A 17,193-nucleotide genomic window follows, 5' to 3' on the forward strand; every position below is an offset into this window, starting at 1 on the left:
GGGGGCCTCTTCACGTGTGTTCAGGGACTGACCTGGCGGAGCCGGTCGATGCCCGCGCCCGGGTCGGCGCCGGGCTCGTGGCCGGTCGGCTCCGGGGCCCGGGGCAGGTCGTCGGGGTCGAGGCAGCCGCCGACCAGCTCGACCTGGGAGCCGCGCTGGACGTACTCGCCCGCGGTCGCGCAGCCCGCGCTGCCGACGGTGAACACCGCCACGCCCGCCAGGGTGAGCGCCGCCGCGGCCGCGGAGGCCAAGGCCACCGCTCCCGTCGATCGTGTGCCGCGCGCCATGCCACTCGCTCCCGGTTCCGGACTTCTTCACCGGGAGCCTACTCCCCGGTCGGTTCAGGCACCTGAGGAGTGGCTGAGACGGCCCGGCCTAGAGGTTGCCGCGCCGGTCCTGCTCGCGCTCGATGGCCTCGAACAGGGCCTTGAAGTTGCCCTTGCCGAAGCCCAGCGAGCCGTGCCGCTCGATCATCTCGTAGAACACCGTGGGCCGGTCGCCGATCGGCTTGGTGAAGATCTGCAGCAGGTAGCCGTCCTCGTCGCGGTCGACCAGGATCGCGTTGGCCTTGAGCACCTCGATCGGCACCCGGACCTCGCCGATGCGCGCGCGCAGCTCGGGGTCCTCGTAGTAGGAGTCCGGCACGTCGAGGAACTCCACGCCCGCCGCGCGCATGGCGGCGACGGTGCCGATGATGTCGTTGGTGGCCAGCGCGATGTGCTGGCAGCCGGGGCCGCCGTAGAACTCCAGGTACTCGTCGATCTGCGACTTCTTCTGCGCGATCGCGGGCTCGTTCAGCGGGAACTTGACCCGGTGGTTGCCGTTGGAGACGACCTTGCTCATCAGCGCCGAGTACTCGGTGGCGATGTCGTCGCCGACGAACTCCGCCATGTTCACGAAGCCCATGACGCGGTTGTACCAGTCGACCCAGTGGTCCATCTTGCCCAGCTCGACGTTGCCGACGCAGTGGTCGACGGCCTGGAAGATGCGCTTGGGGGCGTCGGCGGGCCGGGTCAGCGTGCCCTGCTTGGCGACGTAACCGGGCAGGTACGGGCCCTGGTAGCGGGACCGGTCGACCAGGGTGTGCCGGGTCTTGCCGTAGGTGGCGATGGCGGCGACGCGCACCGTGCCGTGCTCGTCGGACACGTCGTGCGGCTCCTCCAGCACGGTCGCCCCCTCGCGCCGGGCGTGCTCGACGCACTTGTCGACGTCGACGACCTCCAGGGCCAGGTCGGTGACCCCGTCGCCGTGCTCGCGCTGGTGGTCGAGCAGCGGGCTCTTCGGGTCCACCCCGCCCTTGATGACGAACCGCGCGGAACCGGACTTGAGCACGTAGGACTTGTGGTCCCGGTTGCCGGTCTCGGGCCCGGAGTAGGCGACCAGGGTCATCCCGAAGGCGGCCTGGTAGAACAGCGACGTCTGGGTCGCGTTGCCGACCACGAACACCACCGCGTCCATCGCCTTCACCGGGAACGGGTCGCGGCTCTCGTCGTAGTCGACCAAGCCGACGAGCTGGCGGAGCTGGTCGTAGCTCACCTCGTCCATCGCACGGGTCACGGCGGTGTCCTCCTTCTCGGGTCTGCGGTACCTCCGAGCATCCGGCGACCGGTCAGGATGTGCAAGAGCCGTCGATTTCACTGGGCAGGTTGCCTGGTGTTCCCCGGTCACCCTGCGGCAAAGTGGACAGCCTGACCAGGGAGGAACCCAGCGATGGACGCTTTGGACGCACGCCTGCTGCTGCTGTTGACCGACGAACCCCGGCTGGGCGTGCTGGAGTGCTCCCGCAGGCTCGGGGTGGCGCGCGGCACGGTGCAGGCCCGGATGGACCGCCTGGAGGCGCGCGGGGTCCTCGTCGGCTTCCCACCCGCCCTGGACCTGGCGGCGATGGGCTACGGCCTCACGGCGTTCGCGGTGCTGGAGATCGCCCAGGGCAAGCGCGCCTCGGTCGCGGGCCGCCTGCGCGACATCCCGGAGGTCTGCGAGGTCCACGCCACCACCGGCGAGGGCGACCTCCTGGTCCGCATGGTCGCCAAGGACAACGACGACCTGCAACGGGTGATCGACCAGGTCGTGGACGTCGAGTGGGTCCGCCGCACCTCCACCTCGATCGCCCTGTCGACCCCGGTCCCGCCGAGGGTGCGCCCGCTGCTGGAGCGGATGGTGCGCTGACCGCGCGCACGGCCTCGTGACGGTGAACGCGCACGCGATGAGCTGCGACCTAGTCAGGCCGATGATTTGCCCACCACTGCCGCCAGCGGCGCCACCACCGCGCTGGCTGCTCCTGCACGCCGGTCCCGGGCGGCTCCGGGGTCAGACCCGCAGCACAAGGACCGGTGTGACCGGCTTGCACCATCCGCTCGGTCCCGGCCTAGAACCGGCGGGTCGCCGCGTCTTGCAGGTCTGGCCACCGGACCAACACCACGACGATCAACACCACCGCCATGAGCAGCGCCAGGTGCCCCCAAGGCATCCCGAGCTTCCACGCCCCGGTGAACCCACTGATCAAACCGGTGATCACACCGACCCAGCAACGTCCGGACACAGCAGCGAACTCCACGGTTCTCGCCGCGGAACCGGCAGCAAGCCCTAGGTCAGAGCGAACCGATCTCCGCGAATGGTCGACACCAACGCCGAAACCACTCGCGACATATCAGGACCACGTGGAACGCAGGGGGAGGCCACCACAACCTCACCAGGCGGCACGTCCGGCGACGACCTCACCGATCGGCACATCAACTTCAACCGCTGCACCGCTAACTGCCTCGACACGTCACTGCGACGGCCGAAGTGGACCAATCGCTGCAAGAACTCCCGTAGCGCCACCATGGGATCCACGAAAATGAAAAGCCACCGGCGAACAGCTCGAGCACCGGCATGGAAGAGAGCGTGGGATGACGGCGGAGTCACGATGGCGCTGCGGGCGCACTCCCGTGCTGCCAGCCACTCCAGAGACAGCCCGTGATGTCCATGACCAGGCCCATCATGGTCCCAGTCGCCGACAGCACCCACCAAGAGCTTCGATTGGAAGTCGCTTGAGGTGTTGGCGTGAGTGACGAAGCGGGTGCGGTCGAACAGTTCGCTGCGGACCGCGAGTCGGACCTCGCGACGGGACAACCCGCTTGCGTCAGCAGCGTGGGTGATCGCGAACATGAGGATGTTCATGGAAACTTTGCCGCTGCTTGTGGGAGATGCGATTACAGAACCCGCTCGACTCAAGGCCACAGCAGCGGAGTTCGCTGCGAACTTCATCGGCGCCTGATTGCCGTAGAGGCGCGTGGACCAGCACACTTCTGAGCTGGCCAGCCTGGTGAACACCAATCGAGTATGGCAGAACTTCCCGGTCGGCAAGTTCCAGTCGACGGGATGGACCCCCGTGCGTGTGCGGGAATCCTATTTTGTGCGGGCTTGCGCATGCAACGAGGCCCCCACCCTAGGTGCGGGTGGGGGCCTCGATCAAGCTCACGACTCAGCCCTCGTACGGCACGGCCTTGTTCAGGGCCACCTTCTGGATCTTGCCGTTGGGGAGCGCGTACTCGCGGGTCTCGCCCTCCTTGGCGCCCAGCAGCGCGCGGCCGAGGGGCGACTCGGGGGAGTAGACCTCGATCGAGCCCTCGCCGCCCTCCTCGCGGGTGGCGAGGAGGAAGGTCTCGTCCTCGTCGTCGCCCTCGTAGCGCACGGTCAGGACCATGCCGGGGCCCGCGATGCCGTTGGCGGGGGGCGTCTCGCCGACCTTGGCCCCGCGCAGGAGCTCCTGGAGGTGGCGGATGCGGGCCTCCTGCTGGCCCTGCTCCTCGCGGGCGGCGTGGTAGCCGCCGTTCTCCTTGAGGTCGCCTTCCTCGCGGCTGGTGTTGATCTTCTGCGCGATGACCGGGCGGTTCTCAATCAGCTCGTCGAGCTCCTGCTTGAGCCGGTTGTAGGCCTCCTGGGTAAGCCAGGTCACCTGGGTGTCGCTCACGGTCACCAACTCCTCGTCGTACCAGGCAGTCCCGGGTTTCGTGGTACACCCGGGATGTGAAAAACACGGCCCGCCTAGGGGCCGTGCAGATGAATCAGAATACCATGCCTGCGCGTGCTAAATAGCCCGAAATGTCCGTTTCGGGCCTGCTCGGCGCGGAGTTCACCCCGTTGGCGGCTGACCTGTGGACAGGTAGGCGGGCACCTGGTAGGAGCAGCCGAACACGTCGGCCGTGACCGGCTCGGACGTGCTGCGGATGACCGTCGACACCCGCGACACCTCCGGTCCGGCGGGCACCAGCACCTCCTTGCGGCCGCCCTCGTTGCCGTCGATGCCCCGGGTGCGCACCACGCACACGGCGGGCCGCTCCGGGGTCGCGCGGGTCACCTCGAAGGTCAGCCGCATCCGGTTGTCCGGCAGGTTCTCGAACGCGGCCCGCTCGGTCTCGATCGGCGCGGACCCCAGGTTGGTGTAGGCCAGCCACGCGACGACCGCGCCGAGCGCCAGCCCGCAGGCGGTCAGCACCACGACGGTCCGCCGCGACCGGGGTGCCTTCGCCTTGCCGTAGCGGCCCTCCGGGAGGCCCCGGGTCGCCGTGCTCATCGTGCGGTCACCGACATACTGGGAGCCTCCTGCGGCCGCGGTCCTCCCGGCGGGAACAATGGGGCCCGCGCGGAGCGTTGCGAATCGAGTATCCGCTGCGCGCGGGATCACAGAGCAACAGGGGGCTGGAGAGGTCATGGCGGAGAAGCTTCGGTTGATGGCGGTGCACGCCCACCCCGACGACGAGTCGAGCAAGGGCGCCGCGACCATGGCGCGGTACGTGTCCGAGGGGCACGAGGTGATGGTGGTGACCTGCACGGGGGGCGAGCGGGGCGACATCCTCAACCCGGCGATGGACCGGCCGGAGATCACCGCCGACATCCACGCCGTGCGGCAGCAGGAGATGGCCAAGGCCGCCGAGATCCTCGGCGTGCGGCACCGCTGGCTGGGCTTCGTCGACTCGGGCCTGCCCGAGGGCGACCCGCTGCCGCCGCTGCCGGAGGGCTGCTTCGCGCTGGTGCCGCTGGAGGAGTCGGTGCCGCCGCTGGTGCGCGAGATCCGCGAGTTCCGCCCGCACGTCGTGATCACCTACGACGAGAACGGCGGCTACCCGCACCCGGACCACATCCGCTGCCACGAGGTGTCCGTCGCCGCCTTCGACGCCGCGGGCGACCCGGACCTGCACCCGGAGGCGGGCGAGCCGTGGCAGCCGCTGAAGCTGTACTACTCGCACGGGTTCTCCCGGGCCCGGATCGCCGCGGTCCACGAGGCGCTGCTGGCCGCGGGCCTGGAGTCGCCGTACCAGGAGTGGCTGGACAACTGGTCGACCGACCGCGGTGACATCGCCGACCGGGTCACCAGCCGGGTCGAGTGCGCCGACTTCTTCGAGGTCCGCGACGCCGCGCTGCTCGCGCACGCCACCCAGATCGACCCGAACAGCCGCTGGTTCGCCGTGCCGATGGAGATCCAGCGGCAGGTGTGGCCGTTCGAGGAGTACGAGCTGGTCCGGTCGCTGGTCGACAGCACGCTGCCGGAGGACGACCTGTTCTCGGGGCTGCGGGAGAAGGCCGCCTTGTGACGTTTACCGTGGACACCGTGATCGCCGCCCCGGACGCCTCGCTGTACGTCGCCCAGACCACCCCCGCCCCGCCCGCCGGTCCGGCCGACCCGGGCGGGCAGGGGGAGGACTTCGGCAAGTCCTCCCCGCTGGGCTTCCTCATCCTGGTGCTGTTCTTCGTGGCGGTCGCGTTCCTGATCCGCTCGATGACCAAGCACCTCAAGCGGCTCCCGGCCAGCTTCGACGAGCCGGTCGCCGACAAGTCGGCGGACGCGGACGAGGCGGACTCGGGGACCGGCTCCAAGCCCGCCTGAGCGTCACAGCCGCGGGTCCACCGGTTCGGACTCCATGGCCAGGACCGCGAACACGCACTCGTGCACCCGCCACAGCGGCTCGCCCGCGGCGACGCGGTCCAGGGCCGCCAGGCCCAGGGCGTACTCGCGCAGCGCCAGCGACCGCTTGTGCGCGACGTTGCGCTTGCGCAGCCGGTCCAGGTGGTCGGGGTAGTCCGGCCCGTAGATGATCCGCAGGTACTCCGGTCCGCGGACCTTCACCCCCGGCTGCACCAGGTCGCGGCCCGCGCCGACGAGGTTCGCCGCGGGCTTGACCACCATGCCCTCACCGCCCGCCGCGGTCAGCGCTTCCCACCACGCGGTGCCCTCGGCCACCGACTCCGGTGAGCCGGTGTCGACGGCGATGCGCCGGGTCTCGGCGAACAGCGGGTCGACCGCGCGCAGCCGGTCGGCGACGCCCAGGTGCCACAGGTGCGGCTGCCGGTGGTGGGTCGCCCCCTCCGAAGCCAACACCTGGAACGGCGCCAGCCGAACGCCGTCGAGGCCGGTCGTGGGCGCGCAGTAGCGGCGGTAGGCGTCGCGGAAGCCGACCGCGTTGTCCGCGCGGCGGGAGGTGCGGGCGAGCAGGTCCGCCACGCCCACGCCCCGCCCGGCCGCGGCGGCCAGCGCCGACACCGCGGGCGGCAGCACCGCCGTGGCCGCCGCGCCGACGGCCGCGTACTGGTCGGTGATCAGCTCGCGGGCCTTGGCGTTCCACGGCATCAGCTCCGCGTCGAGCAGCAGCCAGTCGGTGCCCAGTTCCTCCCACAGCCCCGCCGCGGTCACCGCCGAGCGCACCCGGGCCAGCAGTTCGGCGGTCAGCGGCTCGTCGAAGAACGAGCGGCCGGTCCGGGTGTGCACGGCGCCGTCGCCCTCGATGTCGAAGCGGCGCGGGGCCACCGAGGGGTCTCGGGTGACCAGGACGACCGCGCGGGAGCCCATGTGCTTCTCCTCGCACAGCACCTCCCGTACCCCGCGGGCGTGGAAGCCCGCGAACGCCTCCGCCGGGTGCTCCAGCAGGTCCCCGTCCCCGTGTGCCTCGGTGGGCGCCATCGTCGGCGGTAGGTACAGCAGCCAGCGCGGGTCGACGGCGAAGCGGCTCATCACCTCCAGCGCCGCCGCGGCCTGGTCGCCGCGCACGGTCACCTTGCCCTGCACGGCCGTTTCCACGACCCGCTTGCCCAGCACGTCGTCCAGGGCGAGCTGCCGGGGCGGGCGGGTCGGGGTCAGCGGGCGGGTCGGCTCGTACCAGGTTTCGCGCGCCTCGACCGAGACGACCTCGCGCTCCGGGTAGCGCAGCGCGGTCAGCTTCCCGCCGAACACGCACCCGGTGTCCAGGCACATGGTCCCGTTGACCCACTCGACCTCCGGGGTCGGCGTGTGTCCATAGAGGACTATCGCGGCGCCGCGGTAGTCCTCCGCCCATGGGTAGCGCACCGGCAGGCCGTACTCGTCGGTCTCACCGGTCGTGTCGCCGTAGAGGGCGAAGCTGCGCACCTTGCCCGACGCGCGGCCGTGGTAGTGCTCGGGCAACCCGGCGTGCGCGACGACGAGCCTGCCGCCGTCGAGGACGTAGTGCGCGATCAGGGTGTCGCAGAACTTCCGCGCCGCCGCGACGAAATCCGGGTCCTCGGCCTCCAGTTGCGCGAGCGACTCGGCCAAGCCGTGCGCGACCTTGACGTTGCGGCCGTCGAGGGCGCGCACCAGCTTCTGCTCGTGGTTGCCGCACACCGCGAACGCGTCGCCGTCGCCGACCATGCCCATCGCCAGCCGCAGCACCCCCGGGGTGTCCGGGCCGCGGTCGACGAGGTCGCCGACGAACACCGCGCGCCTGCCGCCGGGGTGCGTGGCCCCGACCGGGCGGCCCCGGTCGTCGCGGCGCAGCCGGTAGCCCAGCTCGCCGAGCAGGTCCTCCAACTCGGCGCGGCAGCCGTGCACGTCGCCGATGACGTCGAACGGGCCGGTCTCGTGCCGCAGGTCGTTGCGCAGCCGCTCGGTGCTGAACACGGCCGCGTCGACCTGCTCTTGCCCGCGCAGGTGGTGCACGCGGCGGAACCCCTCGCGGTGCAGGCCGGGCAGCGAGCGCCGGAGCTGGGCGACGTGCCGCTTGACCACGTGCGGGCCGAAGTCGCGGTCCGGGCGGTCGGCGTTGCGCTCCTGGCAGACCCGCTCGGGCAGGTCCAGCACCACCGCGACCGGCATGACGTGGTTGTCGCGGGCCAGTTTCACCAGCTCCGCGCGCCCCTCGCGCTGCACGTTGGTCGCGTCCACCACGGTGACCAGCCCCCGCCGCAAACGCTTGCCCGCGACGTGGTGCAGCGCGTCGAACGCGTCGGCCGAGGCGGCCTGGTCGTTCTCGTCGTCGCTGACCAGGCCGCGGAAGAAGTCGCTGGAGAGCACCTGCGTCGTGGCGAAGTGCTTGCGGGCGAAGGTCGACTTGCCGGACCCGGAGGCGCCGACGAGCACCACCAGCGCCATGTCGGGGATCAGCAGCTCCATCAGTTCACCCCTTCCAGGCGGGAGAACACGGCCATCTGGGTCGGCGGGCCGTGCTCGGGGTCCTCCGGGCCGACGGGCAGGTACCGCACGGTGTAGCCGGTGCGCTCGGCGGTGGCGTCGCCCCACTCCCGGAACTGCGCCCTGGTCCACTCGAAACGGTGGTCGCGGTGGCGCGGCCGTCCCGCCGGGAGGGTCGGGAAGAGCACGTTGTACTCGACGTTCGGCGTGGTCACCACCACGTGCTGTGGCCGGGCGGTGCCGAACACCGACTGCTCCAGCGCCCGGTGCCTGCTCGGGTCGACGTGCTCGACGACCTCCATCAGCACCGCCGCGTCGTACCCGACCAGCGACGGGTCGCCGTAGGTCAGCGACGATTGGCGCACCTCCACCCGGTCGCGCACCCGGTCCGGCAGCTTCTCCAACCTGCGCCCGGCCACCCGCAGCGCACCGGCCGACACGTCCGTGCCCAGGACCTCGACGAACGAGGGGTCCGCCAGCAGGTCGCGGATCAGTGCCCCGCCGCCGCAGCCCAGGTCCAGCACGCGCCGCGCCCCCACCTCGCGCAGCGCCGCCACCACCGCCCGGCGCCGGGTGACGGCCAGCGGCTCCGGCGCCTCGGGGGCGGTGTCGACCACCGGTTCGACGAGCGCGTCGTCCAAGGTCTCCTCCGCTGCCCCGTCCAGTTCGGCGAGCTGCGCCAGCGCGGTCGTGACGTAACCGCGGCGGTGCGCCAGGTACCGGTCGCTGATCAGCTCGCGCTCCGGGTGCGCGGCGAGCCAACCCTCACCCGCGCGCAGCAGCTTGTCCACCTCGGCCTCGCCGACGTAGTAGTGCTTGGAGCCGTCCATCACCGGCAGCAGCACGTAGAGCTGCCGCAGCGCGTCGGCGAGCCGCAGGTCCCCGGTGAGCACCAGGTCCAGGTACGGCGAGTCGCCCCACTCCGGGAACAGCGGGTCCAGCGGGACCGCGGTCGCCGCCACCGCCCACCCGAGCGGCTCGAACAGCCGCGCGGCCAGCTCGGCGCCGCCGCGGCAGGCCACCGCGGGCAGGCCGACGCGCAGCGGGATCGGGTTGTCCGCCAGCTCCTGGCGGACGTCGCAGCGGCCGGTCATCGCGGTGCGGAACACGCTCGACAGCGCCACCGCCAGCATCGACCCCGCGGCGTAGGGGCGGTCGTTGACGTAGCTGCCCAGGGTCGCCACCCGCTTGCGGTCGCCCTTGCCGCGCGCCAGGGCCACGGGGTCCACCTCGACCAGCAGCGCCGCCGTGCACTCCTCGGGGTCCGCGCGCGGGTAGAACACGTGCGCGGTCCCGGTGGCCGTCGGGAACGACTGCGCCTTGTCGGGATGCTTGAACAGCAGGAAACCGAGGTCGGTGGCCGGGTCTCCGGTCGTGGTCAGGGTCAGCAGCACCGCCACAGTCTGTCCCACCGCCGGGCCGGGGGACACCGGGTTTCGGCGAACCGCCCGCAGCCCCACCGGACTGTCCGCTGTGGACCGGGCGGGTGCCGCCAGCGGACCGGTCAGCCGCGTCGCCAGTGCGCGACGAGCATGGCGGGCCTGCCCCCGGTCGCCGCCCGGGTCGCCTCGGGGACCATCGCGGCCAGGCTCCACGGCCACACGTCCCACGGCCCCGGGTCGGTGCTCGCCTCCCGCGGCGGCGCGGGCGGCGGAACGGGTTCGGTGAACCGGCGCAGTTCCAGGCCTGCGGCCAGGGCGGCGCGCAGGTAGTCGCCCAGCAGGTGCTCGTGGGTGACCAGGCGCATCGGCCGGTTCCCCCGGCCGCGGACCGTCGGCACTGACCCGCGGGCCACCGCCTCGGGGTGCACCTCGGAGAGCACGAGGTGGCCGCCGGGGCGCAGGACGCGGGCGAACTCGGCGAACACCGGGCCCAGGTCCGGCACGTGGGTCAGCGCCAGGCCGCAGACCACCACGTCGACCTCGGCGTCCCCGACCGGCAGCGCGCGCAGGTCGCCCACCCGGGTGTCGTCGGCGGGGTTGTGCCCGAGCATGTCCGGCGAGCTGTCGACGGCGGTCACCCGGTGACCGCGGTCGAGGAGCAGCCGGGTGAGGCGGCCGGTGCCCGCGGCGGCGTCGAGGGCCGGACCGGGGGCGATCCCGTCGAGAACCTCGGTGAGCACCGGGGTGTCGAGGGGGAAGGCGCCGTTGTCCTCACCGTCGTAGGACGCCGCCCAGAGGCCGTAGCCCTCGACGGCCCCGGCGCGCTCGACGTCCACCGGGTCCATCGGGGTGTCCAGGATGCAGCGGACCTCGGCCAGCCGAGCCCGCACGAACTCGCGGTCGTGGTGCCCGGTGAACGCCCGGAGCAGGGCGGCGCCCTCCATCCCGAGCAGGTACGCGCGAGGGTCCTCGTGGATCACGGCGGGGAACGCTAGCCGGGCGCGGCGTTCACCTGCCAGTGAAATTCGCCCCCACGAGCACCGAGAGCGCGTAACTTCGGTGGGGACGTAATCATGTAATCAAGGAGCTGGACATGCGCAAGCACTGGAGTCCCGGACCCCGCGGCGGCTGGCAGCAGTCCGAGGTCCCACCCGCGGACGACGCGGCCGCCTGGTTCACCGGCAGGCTGCCCGAGGGCTGGTTCACCACCACCGACGTGGTCGTCGACCGCGAGGAGATCATCGTCGTCGGCACCCTCCCCGACCTCGACGGCGACTTCGCCGACGACGCCGCCCGCGCCGCCGCCGAGTCCGGCCGCATCGCCCGCCACCGCGAGGAGACCCGCGAGGAGCGCATCGAGATCGCCCGGCAGGCCGAGCACCGCTACGGCCGCAAGGTCGCCTGGGGCGCGCGCCAGGGCGGCACCGAGGAACTGTTCACTCATCTGTCCGTCCCGGTCATGACCCGGCTGCGCCAGCCCGAGCGCCAGGTCCTCGACACCCTGGTGGACGCCGGGGTGGCCCGGTCCCGCTCGGACGCCCTGGCCTGGGCGGTCCGCCTGGTCGGCAAGCACTCCGAGGAGTGGCTGGGCGAACTGCGCGCCGCCATGGCCAAGGTCGACGACCTGCGCGCCAAGGGCCCCGACCAGGACACCACCGAGAAGCCCGACCAGGACGGCTGAGCGGACCGGAACGGCGGGGCACCCGACGGCCGCCGCGCCCGCAAAACAGGTTGCCACCCCTCTCGCCCCCGGCCATGGTGTCGGGGACGAGAGGGGTTTCGCCATGCTGGTGGGGGACCGGGTCCGGCTGCGCGCGATGGAACCGGAGGACGCCGAGGCGCTGTGGCGCTGGAACAACGACCCCGAGGTCATGCGCTGGATGGTGGACACCCACCCGACCACGCTGCACGACACCCGGACCCGAATGGCCGAGTGGCCGCGCAACAGCCACGCCCGCCTGACCCTGGGCATCGAGACCCGGGCGGACATGCGCCTGGTCGGCGCCATCGCCCTGTCCGGCGCCGAACCCGAGCACGGCCGCGGCACCATCGACCTCTACCTGGGCGAACGCGACACCTGGGGTTCCGGCTTCGCCACCGAGGCGCTGCGCCTGATCTGCGCCTACGGCTTCGACGAGATGCGCCTGCACTCGATCGACCTCAGCGTGGCCGACGGGAACGCGGCGGCCCGCCGGGTCTACGCCAAGGTCGGCTTCCAGGAGATCGGCCGCGCCCGCCACGCCTTCCGCCGCGCGGGCCGCTGGCACGACATGGTCCTGATGGACCTCCTCGAACCCGACCTCGTCCGCGCCTGACCGAACCCGATCAGGCGTACATGACCAGCCAGATCGCGATGTAGTGGCTCAGGGCGGCGAGGACGGTCGCGGCGTGGAAGAACTCGTGGTGGCCGAAGGCGGGCCAGGGGTTGGGCCACTTGGTGGCGTAGAAGACCGCGCCCACCGTGTAGAACAGGCCGCCGACCAGGAGCAGGACCAGGGCGGCGACGCCGCCGATGGCGAGCAGGTCGGGCAGGACGAAGACCGCGACCCAGCCCAGGGCGATGTAGATCGGGGTGCCCAGCCAGCGGGGCGCCTGCGGCCACAGCAGCTTGAGCGCCACGCCGAGCACGGCGCCGGACCAGACGATGGCCAGGACGACGTAGCCGGTGGGCTTGGCCATCGACAGCAGGCAGAACGGGGTGTAGGTGCCCGCGATGAACAGGAAGATCATCGAGTGGTCGAGGCGCTTCATCCAGATGCGCGCGCGCTCGGTCACCCACCAGCGGCGGTGGTAGAGGGCGCTGACGCCGAACAGGCCCAGGATGGTCACCGAGTACACCGAGGTGGCCAGCACCGCGACACCGGAGACGGTGGCGGCGAGGGAGACGAGGGCGGCGCCCGCTCCGATGGACACCATGAAGGACCAGAAGTGGATGACCCCGCGCATCTTGGGTTTCACGAACCCCGGCGGCGGGCCGGAGATGGTCACTGACGTCACCTCCGCAAGGTTACGGGACCGTAGGTTTGTCAACCATTTGCTGTGATGCCGGACACAAGCCCCGGCGGGTCAGGACCAGCCGACGACCTCGCGGTGCTCCACCGCGAGGCAGCGGTCGACCACCACGTCCAGGCCCGCGTCGGCGGCGAGGCGGGCGGCGGGTTCGTTGACGACCCCCAGTTGCAGCCACAGCGCGCCCGCGCCGACGGCCACCGCGTCCCGGGCGACCTCGTCGACGAACTCGGGCTGGCGGAACACGTCGACGATGTCGATGTGCTCCGGGACCTCCGACAGCGACGCGTACGCGGGCAGCCCCTCCCACGTCCGCAGCGCCGGGTTGACCGGGAACACCGTCAGCCCGCTGTCCACCAGGTAGCGCGCCACCCCGTGGCTCGGCCGGTCGGGGCGGGCGCTGAGGCCCACCACCGCCACCGTCCGCGATTCCCTGACCAGGCGTTCGATGACGCCGAGGTCCTGCCATACCGGATCGATGCCGTTGCGCTGCACCTGACCAGTGTGCCCCGGTCGGCCCAAACGCGGCGTACGCTGATCGGCCGTGAGTCTGCGCAGGCGCGTTGCCGACATCGTTTACGGCCTCTACGAGAAGCGGCTCTACCAGCAGGCGGGCGGGCGCATCCCCCGGCACGTCGGGGTGATGCTCGACGGGAACCGGCGGTGGGCGCGCGAGGCCGGGTTCACCGACGTCAACGACGGGCACCGGGTGGGCGCGCAGCGCATCGCCGACTTCCTGGGCTGGTGCGCGGAGGCCGGGGTCGAGGTGGCGACCCTGTGGCTGCTCTCCACCGACAACCTGACCAGGGCGGAGTCGGAGCTGGCGCCGTTGCTGGAGATCATCGGCGACGTGGTCGACGAACTGGCCGAGCCCGCCCAGCCGTGGCGGCTGCGGATCATCGGCGCCCTGGACATCCTGCCCGCGGACACCGCGCAGCGGCTGTCGGCGGCGGCGACCAGGACCGCCGGGCGCACCGGCATGGAGGTCAACATCGCGGTCGGCTACGGCGGCCGCCGGGAGATCGCCGACGCGGTGCGCAAGCTGCTGCAGCAGCACGCCGAGGCGGGGACGTCGATCGAGGAGCTGGCCGAGGTCCTCGACGTCGACCACATCGCCGAGCACCTCTACACCTCCGGGCAGCCCGACCCGGACCTGGTGATCCGCACGTCGGGGGAGCAGCGGCTGTCGGGGTTCCTGCTCTGGCAGTCGGCGCACTCGGAGTTCCACTTCTGCGAGGCCTACTGGCCCGACTTCCGCCGCACCGACTTCCTGCGCGCGCTGCGCGCCTACGGAATCCGGCACCGGCGATTCGGCAGTTGACGCCGCCGCGGTGAATTCCGGGCGCGTCGGAAGCCTGATTCCCGTGGCCGGAAAACCCCGGCGGAGACCGAAAAACCGTTCACTGCCGGTGATCACCCAGGGTGATGGCCAGGTGTCGCTCCGGGATCGGCGGTGCTGTTCACGAACGGCGGAACCGCTGGTCACCCAGCGTGGTATGTGGACTGACCTCGGCGAACGTCCGCTCACGTGGCGTGCGCGTGTCGAGGTGATGACAAAATCGAAAATCACCTGGGTGGCAGCCTGGCAGGGTGTCGGTCCGCGCCGGTAGCTTTCGAAGTGTCGGACCGTGTCCACAGCGGTCCGGCCCGGGAGGCCCTGGTCGTGAGCGAGTCGAGCGCGAGGGGGCCGGCACCCGGCCCTCGTGGGAGGTGGGTGACGGCGGCCCGGCCGCTGTCGCGCCACTGACCGACCAGGGTCCTGTGCCCGGCCCACCGAGGTGCGGATGCGGTGCCGCGTCCGCGGGGAGTTGCCGTGACCGCTATGCGTTCCAGCGTTTCCTCAGGTTCGACCACCGGCTCGTCAGACACCCGCTCCGGATCGGAGAGCGACCCAGCCAGGCGCACCTACGTCCTCGACACCTCCGTCCTGCTCTCGGACCCGTGGGCCGCGACCCGCTTCGCCGAGCACTCGGTGGTCATCCCGCTGGTCGTGATCAGCGAGCTGGAGGCCAAGCGCCACCACCCCGAACTGGGCTGGTTCGCCCGCGAGACCCTGCGGATGCTCGACGACCTGCGCCTGCGCCACGGCAGGCTCGACGTGCCGCTCCCCGTCGGCGACGCGGGCGGCAGCCTGCACGTCGAGCTCAACCACTCCGACCCCTCGGTGCTGCCGCAGGGCTTCCGCACCGACGGCAACGACGCGCGCATCCTGGCCTGCGCGCTCAACCTCGCCGCCGAACTGCCCGGCGTCACCCTGGTCACCAAGGACATCCCGCTGCGGGTCAAGGCGGGCGCGGTCGGCCTGGACGCCGAGGAGTACCGGGCGGGCGAGGTCACCCCGTCCGGCTGGACCGGCATCGCCGACCTGGAGGTCCCCCAGGACGCCATCGACGCCCTGTTCAGCGACGACAACACCATCGACCTCGCCGACCACGACGTGCCCACCGAGCACCCGTGCAACACCGGTCTGCGCCTGTTCGCGGGCACCAGCCACGCGTTGGGCCGGGTCACCCCGGACAAGCGCATCCGGCTGGTGCGCGGCGACCGGGAGGCCTTCGGCCTGCACGGCCGCTCCGCCGAGCAGCGCATCGCCCTGGACCTGCTGCTCGACCCGGAGGTCGGGATCGTGTCGCTGGGCGGCCGGGCGGGCACCGGCAAGTCGGCGCTGGCGCTGTGCGCGGGGCTGGAGGCGGTGCTGGAGCGCGGCCTGCACAAGAAGGTCGTCGTCTTCCGCCCGATGTACGCCGTGGGCGGGCAGGACCTCGGGTACCTGCCGGGGTCCGAGAGCGAGAAGATGCAGCCGTGGGCGCAGGCGGTGTTCGACACCCTCGGCGCGCTGGCGGGCAAGACGGTCATCGACGAGGTGCTCAGCCGCGGGATGCTGGAGGTCCTGCCGCTGACCCACATCCGCGGCCGCTCGCTGCACGACGCGTTCGTCATCGTCGACGAGGCGCAGTCGCTGGAGCGCAACGTCCTGCTGACCGTGCTGTCGCGGCTGGGCACCGGCTCGCGGGTCGTGCTGACCCACGACGTCGCCCAGCGCGACAACCTCCGCGTCGGCAGGCACGACGGCGTGGCCGCGGTCATCGAGAAGCTCAAGGGCCACCCGCTGTTCGCGCACGTGACCCTGACCCGCTCGGAGCGCTCGCCGATCGCCGCCCTGGTGACGGAGATGTTGGAGGAGCACACCCCCTGAGTCCCACTTCGCCCGGGCACCCCCTGGTCGGGGGTGCCCGGGCGTTGACAGGCGGACGTGGGGTGGGACACGCTGCGACGGCGTTACCTACTTCTGAGTAGTTGCCGAAGCCGCCAACGCCCGAGGGAAGCCATGTCCCGACGCCTGCTCGTCACCGCCGCCGCCGCCATGATCGCCGCGGCGGGCACCTTCGCCGTCACCACGTCCGCGAACGCCGCCGACCCGATCAACTACGTCGCCCTCGGCGACTCCTACAGCGCGGCTTCCGGCGTGTCGCCGTCCGCGCCAGGCGCCCCCTCGCAGTGCCTGCGCTCCGCGCTCAACTACCCCACCCTGATCGCCCAGGCGACCGGCGCGAACGTGGTCGACGTGACCTGCGGCGCCGCCCAGACCAGCCACTTCACCACCAGCCAGTACCCGGGCCTGGCCCCGCAGGTCGACGCGCTGAGCGCCAACACCGACGTGGTCACCATGACCATCGGCGGCAACGACAGCGGCATCTTCATCCGCGCCGCGGCCACCTGCGCCCTCGCGGGCTTCTTCACCGGCGGCAAGGGCAGCCCCTGCAAGGACGGCAACGGTTCCAGCTTCGAGGACACCGTCCGCAACACCACCTACCCCGACCTGGTCAAGGCACTGACCGCGGTCCGCGACAAGGCCCCGAACGCCAAGGTCGGCATCATCGGCTACCCGTGGATCGTCCCCGCCACCGGCGGCTGCTTCGACAAGATCCCGGTCGCCACCGGCGACGTCCCCTACATGCGCTCCCTCCAGGCCACCCTCAACGACGCCATCGGCCGCGCCGCCGCCGCGACCGGCGTGACCTACGTCGACATCAACCAGCTCGCCGACGGCCACGACGTGTGCGCCGCCCCTGGCGTCCGCTGGATCGAACCGCCGATCAACGCCCAGAACTCCATCTTCGCCCACCCCAACGCCCTCGGCGAGCGCGAGATGGCCGCCGCGGCGATGGCGGCCCTGAACCTGAACTGACCCCAGGACAACGAGAACGCCCGGCCGGGACCTCCCGGCCGGGCGTTCCGCTTTCCGGGCTCCCCCCACCACAAACCGGTCAACCGCCCCGAAAGTCGCCGACCCGCCCCCAGCCACGCCGAACCCCAGGGCGCAGCCGCCGACCACCCCGTCGCCCCCCGGCCTGGCGGCCCGCCACCCGAACCTCACAGTGCGCAGCCGGCGACCAC

At 71.8% G+C, this 17,193-nt stretch carries 18 protein-coding genes; 8 read left to right on the plus strand and 10 right to left on the minus strand.

Going from position 1 to position 17,193, the window contains the following annotated elements; translation table 11 throughout:
* Positions 1-20: 20 nt before the first annotated feature.
* Complete coding sequence (locus tag UO65_RS27290; RefSeq protein WP_052021850.1) at positions 21-257, minus strand: hypothetical protein; 237 nt, start codon at positions 255-257, stop codon at positions 21-23.
* Positions 258-375: 118 nt separating this feature from the next.
* Positions 376-1,545, minus strand: a complete 1,170-nt coding sequence (gene hppD / locus UO65_RS27295) for a 4-hydroxyphenylpyruvate dioxygenase (protein ID WP_035288038.1) — start codon at positions 1,543-1,545, stop codon at positions 376-378.
* Between the two features lie 165 nt (positions 1,546-1,710).
* Between hppD and UO65_RS27300 the strand changes: the two genes are divergently transcribed.
* Entirely contained in the window at positions 1,711-2,169 is a 459-nt protein-coding gene (locus tag UO65_RS27300; RefSeq protein ID WP_035288040.1) for an Lrp/AsnC family transcriptional regulator, read from the plus strand.
* A gap of 417 nt (positions 2,170-2,586) precedes the next feature.
* On the opposite strand, the gene UO65_RS36280 is transcribed toward UO65_RS27300, so the two are convergent.
* From UO65_RS36280 to UO65_RS27310, 3 genes are all read right to left on the minus strand, one after another.
* Positions 2,587-3,315 carry a hypothetical protein gene (locus tag UO65_RS36280; RefSeq protein ID WP_152552311.1) on the minus strand — a complete coding sequence of 243 codons (729 nt, stop codon included), beginning with the start codon at positions 3,313-3,315 and terminating at the stop codon, positions 2,587-2,589.
* A 151-nt stretch (positions 3,316-3,466) separates the two neighbouring features.
* Positions 3,467-3,961, minus strand: a complete 495-nt coding sequence (gene greA / locus UO65_RS27305; protein ID WP_035288042.1) for a transcription elongation factor GreA — start codon at positions 3,959-3,961, stop codon at positions 3,467-3,469.
* 156 nt (positions 3,962-4,117) lie between these two features.
* Positions 4,118-4,558 (minus strand): DUF4307 domain-containing protein, encoded by a 441-nt coding sequence (locus UO65_RS27310; protein WP_035288044.1) that lies wholly within the window; start codon positions 4,556-4,558, stop codon positions 4,118-4,120.
* A gap of 136 nt (positions 4,559-4,694) precedes the next feature.
* On the opposite strand from UO65_RS27310, the gene mca reads away from it, so the two are divergent.
* Positions 4,695-5,576: a mycothiol conjugate amidase Mca gene (gene mca, locus UO65_RS27315; RefSeq protein WP_035288047.1), complete on the plus strand. Its 882-nt coding sequence runs from the start codon at positions 4,695-4,697 to the stop codon at positions 5,574-5,576.
* A 17-nt stretch (positions 5,577-5,593) separates the two neighbouring features.
* Positions 5,594-5,869, plus strand: a complete 276-nt coding sequence (locus tag UO65_RS27320) for a hypothetical protein (protein WP_411431380.1) — start codon at positions 5,594-5,596, stop codon at positions 5,867-5,869.
* A gap of 3 nt (positions 5,870-5,872) precedes the next feature.
* Here the strand turns inward: UO65_RS27320 and UO65_RS27325 are convergent, their stop codons facing one another.
* The 3 genes from UO65_RS27325 to UO65_RS27335 form a co-directional block, all read right to left on the minus strand.
* The gene (locus UO65_RS27325; protein ID WP_035288050.1) at positions 5,873-8,386 is read right to left on the minus strand and encodes a polynucleotide kinase-phosphatase; all 2,514 of its coding nucleotides are present in this window, start codon (positions 8,384-8,386) and stop codon (positions 5,873-5,875) included.
* On the minus strand, positions 8,386-9,798 hold the full coding sequence (locus UO65_RS27330) for a 3' terminal RNA ribose 2'-O-methyltransferase Hen1 (protein WP_035288090.1): 1,413 nt from the start codon (positions 9,796-9,798) through the stop codon (positions 8,386-8,388). Before UO65_RS27330 ends, UO65_RS27325 begins: the two co-directional genes overlap by 1 nt.
* Before the next feature lie 110 nt (positions 9,799-9,908).
* Positions 9,909-10,766, minus strand: a complete 858-nt coding sequence (locus UO65_RS27335; protein ID WP_035288053.1) for a class I SAM-dependent methyltransferase — start codon at positions 10,764-10,766, stop codon at positions 9,909-9,911.
* Between the two features lie 113 nt (positions 10,767-10,879).
* Here UO65_RS27335 and UO65_RS27340 point away from each other — a divergent pair, with 113 nt between their 5' ends.
* Both UO65_RS27340 and UO65_RS27345 read left to right on the plus strand, forming a co-directional pair.
* Positions 10,880-11,467 carry a hypothetical protein gene (locus tag UO65_RS27340; protein WP_052021851.1) on the plus strand — a complete coding sequence of 196 codons (588 nt, stop codon included), beginning with the start codon at positions 10,880-10,882 and terminating at the stop codon, positions 11,465-11,467.
* A gap of 103 nt (positions 11,468-11,570) precedes the next feature.
* Entirely contained in the window at positions 11,571-12,101 is a 531-nt protein-coding gene (locus UO65_RS27345; protein WP_035288056.1) for a GNAT family N-acetyltransferase, read from the plus strand.
* A gap of 10 nt (positions 12,102-12,111) precedes the next feature.
* On the opposite strand, the gene trhA is transcribed toward UO65_RS27345, so the two are convergent.
* The gene (trhA, locus tag UO65_RS27350) at positions 12,112-12,732 is read right to left on the minus strand and encodes a PAQR family membrane homeostasis protein TrhA (RefSeq protein ID WP_035288096.1); all 621 of its coding nucleotides are present in this window, start codon (positions 12,730-12,732) and stop codon (positions 12,112-12,114) included.
* Between the two features lie 120 nt (positions 12,733-12,852).
* Complete coding sequence (locus tag UO65_RS27355; RefSeq protein ID WP_035288059.1) at positions 12,853-13,290, minus strand: CoA-binding protein; 438 nt, start codon at positions 13,288-13,290, stop codon at positions 12,853-12,855.
* 49 nt (positions 13,291-13,339) lie between these two features.
* On the opposite strand from UO65_RS27355, the gene UO65_RS27360 reads away from it, so the two are divergent.
* From UO65_RS27360 to UO65_RS27370, 3 genes are all read left to right on the plus strand, one after another.
* Positions 13,340-14,116 (plus strand): isoprenyl transferase, encoded by a 777-nt coding sequence (locus UO65_RS27360; RefSeq protein WP_035288062.1) that lies wholly within the window; start codon positions 13,340-13,342, stop codon positions 14,114-14,116.
* 501 nt (positions 14,117-14,617) lie between these two features.
* Positions 14,618-15,991, plus strand: coding sequence for a PhoH family protein (locus UO65_RS27365; RefSeq protein WP_035288065.1), 1,374 nt, complete (start codon positions 14,618-14,620; stop codon positions 15,989-15,991).
* A gap of 132 nt (positions 15,992-16,123) precedes the next feature.
* The gene (locus UO65_RS27370; RefSeq protein WP_035288068.1) at positions 16,124-16,984 is read left to right on the plus strand and encodes an SGNH/GDSL hydrolase family protein; all 861 of its coding nucleotides are present in this window, start codon (positions 16,124-16,126) and stop codon (positions 16,982-16,984) included.
* The last annotated feature ends 209 nt before the right edge of the window (positions 16,985-17,193 follow it).

Source organism: Actinokineospora spheciospongiae (genome assembly GCF_000564855.1).
Lineage (GTDB): Bacteria > Actinomycetota > Actinomycetes > Mycobacteriales > Pseudonocardiaceae > Actinokineospora > Actinokineospora spheciospongiae.